The sequence below is a fragment of the Corynebacterium lemuris genome, assembly GCF_024919295.1.
GTDB classification, from domain to species: domain Bacteria; phylum Actinomycetota; class Actinomycetes; order Mycobacteriales; family Mycobacteriaceae; genus Corynebacterium; species Corynebacterium lemuris.
The window spans coordinates 1-3,086 of the sequence record NZ_JANWTC010000032.1 but is presented as its reverse complement, the minus strand read 5'-3'; the positions used below and the strand labels follow the sequence as shown (position 1 = coordinate 3,086).

Genomic DNA, 3,086 nt, shown 5'->3' with positions numbered 1-3,086 from the left:
CTTTAGTATTTCAAGACAAGAAAGAACGGGCAGTACAGTTTTGCATTACTACTCATCACCTAGCCCGAGCCGAGGGAGAACATCAGACAGAACTGTTTCCACGGGCGTATGGACGTTGCTTGCCGCCGTGCCCCCATGGAGATGTAGGTACTCACTCACCAATCTGACCCCGGCGGCGTATCCAGCACCAGTGGGCAGGCCGACCGGTTCCGCCCCGAATAGTTGGGCGGTCTTGTCGCCGAGTACCCATGCAGCAAAGTCCTGCATTCCGGTGACCTGTAGGCCACTGGCGACCTTGGCCAGAACACTGTCGTCATTGCGGGTCTGGTCATCGACGAAGTGGGTGTAACCGTGGCTGCCGTAGAGCTCGGTAGCAAAAACATCAGCTAGGCCCTCTGCAACGACATGTTCGCCCACTGTCACTGTGACCGGATCCCACACGACTCCGCCGGGCGAGTACCGAACATTGTGGTGCAGTTCATGGACAACGATGGCCTCCAGACGATTGAGGACGTCAATGGTGGGTCAGACCGATATGACGATATAGCCACTGATGCCGCCGAACGCGCTGAGCCCTTTGACTTCCTCCATGAAGTGCCTGTTGGTGGGATCGCCAAGCAGCAGCAGTACCTTCAGGTCTGGGATGTGTAGGTCTGGGTTCGCTGTCTTCAGCGTTTCGATTCCACGTTCCAGAGCGTGGTGCATGCGTTCCCATGCGTTAGCCCGGATCAGGGTGTCCAGGGATTCACGAAGCTCTTCTTCGGGGCCATTTTCCGGGAAGCCGAAGTTCTGCTTGTGGATGACGGCCAGGTCCATCTCGCCGGGAACGAAGTGATACATGCCGTTCATGGGCGACCACATCTTCCTAATGAGGTCACGACGATGCTCTGGGGCCACGTCGAACACTCGGGTCATAGCTGCAGCAGTATCGATGATGTCGATGTTCATGCTGGCTCATTCTAGACCCTGACGCAGCGTCAAGGTCAAGGGATGATCGGGTAAAACAGAATAATGAACTATCAAGGGGTCCTCGCCGACGTCGTGTCCTGGGCCGAGCGAGAGTCCAACGTCCGAGCAGTCATCCTGACCGGTTCCGCCGCATCCAACGCCGAGCATCCACTGTCCGATCGTGATCTTGAACTGCACGTCCAGCAAAGAGGGCCACTGGAAAACTCGGATGAGTGGTGGTCGAGCCTGGGCGATGTCCTTGCGGTCGAGCGACTAGAAAACGGCGAAGATCAACCAACCCGACTGAATCTACTATGTCGGTGGCAAGTTGGACTTCACGCTGATTCGTATCGATGAGGAGCGCGGGGTGTACGACCGCCCGTTCACCGTCTTGCTGGATAAGGATGAGGTAGCTGGTGATTTCACGCTCTGCGCTCCTACGGTGGTAGGCCCCACTCAGGCAGTGTTCGACGAATCCGCCAATTGGGCGGGTGCTGCAGTGTTGATGACCGCCAAAGCAATCATGCGTGATGAGCCCTGGTCGGTGATGATGCGTGACGCTGATTTCAAAGTTGAACTGCTTCGCATGATCGAGTGGGATCATATCCTGCGATACGGATCTTCCCGTGACGTGAGATACCTGGGGACACAGATGAGATCGTGGATGGACATCGGTGTTCAACATGTCCTTGACACCTGCACTGTGACGTATGGAGCTGATAACCGAGATGCCCTCTCTGCAGGGATCGAATTCTTCAGCCGTCTTTCCCATCAGGTGGCGGGTGAAGGTGGACTCGCGCCGTTTCCTTTCGAACGGATCGAGACCGAGGTCCTCCGCATCTTCAGTGCTTCATCATGGGCATGACCAACCACTGTATGGGCCCCTCACATAGTCGAGATGAAAGTTCGGATGACCAGGACAAGCAGGTCAGGCATCCGCGTGCTGTGATATGATTCGCGCCATGGGCGTAATGAATGCAATTTTCACCACCTTCGGTCGGCTCCGGAGCTCCGGAGCCGCCGGTGGGTGTGTGCGCTAACGGAGGACGTTCCACGGAGGTAGAGACACCCACCGCTCAGCTTGTCCAGCCGGGCGGCCGTTTCGGCATGCCCGGAGCACGATATCTGCTGCGGAGTGTCTTTTCTATGCCTACCTACAGGCCGAACAAGGGCCGTCACGAGAACGGCCAGAACTACCTTGTCAACAAGTCAATGATTAAGAAGGTCGTTGACCTTGTCCCTGTCAGTGCGTCCGTCCCGGTCATAGAGATCGGCCCGGGACACGGGGCGCTGACCTTTCCCCTCCAGGACCGTGTCCTGGCTACCGGTGGATCGTTGACCGCCATCGAGATCGACCCGGCCTCCGTCCGGTGGCTGGAGGAGCGGCTGCGCCCGGAGGTTCACCTGTACGAGCAGGACGTCCTTGATTTTGTGCTGCCGGACGGCCCGCACGTCCTGGTGGGGAACCTGCCGTTTCACCTGACCACCGCGATCCTGCGGCACGTCCTTCACTCACCGGGGTGGACTCACGCGGTCTTCCTGGTGCAGTGGGAGGTCGCGCGTCGCCGCGCCGGCGTCGGTGGTGCCACGATGATGACAGCCCAGTGGTGGCCCTGGTTCGACTTCGAACAGCACGGGCGAATACCATCCACACATTTCCGTCCCCGCCCCACCGTCGACGCCGGTGTCCTGGTGATGCGTCGCCGGGAAGAGCCTCTCGTCAACTGGTCGGAGCGTGCGCGGTACGCGTCGTTCGTCCATGCCGTGTTCACCGGCAAGGGCCGAGGCATCGCCGACATCGTGTCCCGGGTCGTGGGGCGTCGGCGTGAACGACGGTGTGCTGAGGTCCTGCGTGAGGCCGGTGTTCCGGCAAACGCACTGCCGAAACAGTTGGACGCGGGGCAGTGGGCCACACTGTTTAAGGCCGTGGGGCGCTAAAGGCGAGCTGATCGCGATGTGATCGGTCGCTGCGTCTGATGTCGGCAGCAGAAGAAGTGCCATCCCTCCCAGATCCTGTTCCAGGGAAACTCTAAAGACAGCACCGTTGGCCATACGAAGAGCAATGTCTTCCCGGTCCATCAGACCAGCACGCCATAGAGTGATCAAGAATCCACGCCATATAGCGCTCATATTCACAG

5 protein-coding genes are annotated in these 3,086 nt (G+C 58.8%); 3 read left to right on the top strand and 2 right to left on the bottom strand.

Features of this window, described 5'->3' with window-relative positions:
• Positions 1-48: 48 nt before the first annotated feature.
• Entirely contained in the window at positions 49-501 is a 453-nt protein-coding gene (locus tag NYP18_RS15195) for a DUF2268 domain-containing putative Zn-dependent protease (RefSeq protein WP_259429036.1), read from the bottom strand.
• Positions 502-525: 24 nt separating this feature from the next.
• Positions 526-948, bottom strand: a complete 423-nt coding sequence (locus NYP18_RS15190) for a DUF2268 domain-containing putative Zn-dependent protease (protein ID WP_259429035.1) — start codon at positions 946-948, stop codon at positions 526-528.
• Positions 949-1,011: 63 nt separating this feature from the next.
• Here NYP18_RS15190 and NYP18_RS15635 point away from each other — a divergent pair, with 63 nt between their 5' ends.
• From NYP18_RS15635 to erm, 3 genes are all read left to right on the top strand, one after another.
• Complete coding sequence (locus tag NYP18_RS15635) at positions 1,012-1,305, top strand: aminoglycoside 6-adenylyltransferase (RefSeq protein ID WP_054952214.1); 294 nt, start codon at positions 1,012-1,014, stop codon at positions 1,303-1,305.
• Positions 1,277-1,813 (top strand): aminoglycoside 6-adenylyltransferase, encoded by a 537-nt coding sequence (locus tag NYP18_RS15185; RefSeq protein WP_052227360.1) that lies wholly within the window; start codon positions 1,277-1,279, stop codon positions 1,811-1,813. The genes NYP18_RS15635 and NYP18_RS15185 overlap by 29 nt, the downstream gene beginning before the upstream one ends.
• 281 nt (positions 1,814-2,094) lie before the next feature.
• Positions 2,095-2,886 (top strand): 23S ribosomal RNA methyltransferase Erm, encoded by a 792-nt coding sequence (gene erm / locus NYP18_RS15180; RefSeq protein ID WP_039586621.1) that lies wholly within the window; start codon positions 2,095-2,097, stop codon positions 2,884-2,886.
• Positions 2,887-3,086: the final 200 nt, after the last annotated feature.

Coding starts and splice junctions, on each gene's coding strand:
- NYP18_RS15190 (WP_259429035.1), bottom strand. CDS start 948: ATGAACATCGACATCATCGATACTGCTGCAGCTATGACCCGAGTGTTC.
- NYP18_RS15635 (WP_054952214.1), top strand. CDS start 1,012: ATGAACTATCAAGGGGTCCTCGCCGACGTCGTGTCCTGGGCCGAGCGA.
- erm (WP_039586621.1), top strand. CDS start 2,095: ATGCCTACCTACAGGCCGAACAAGGGCCGTCACGAGAACGGCCAGAAC.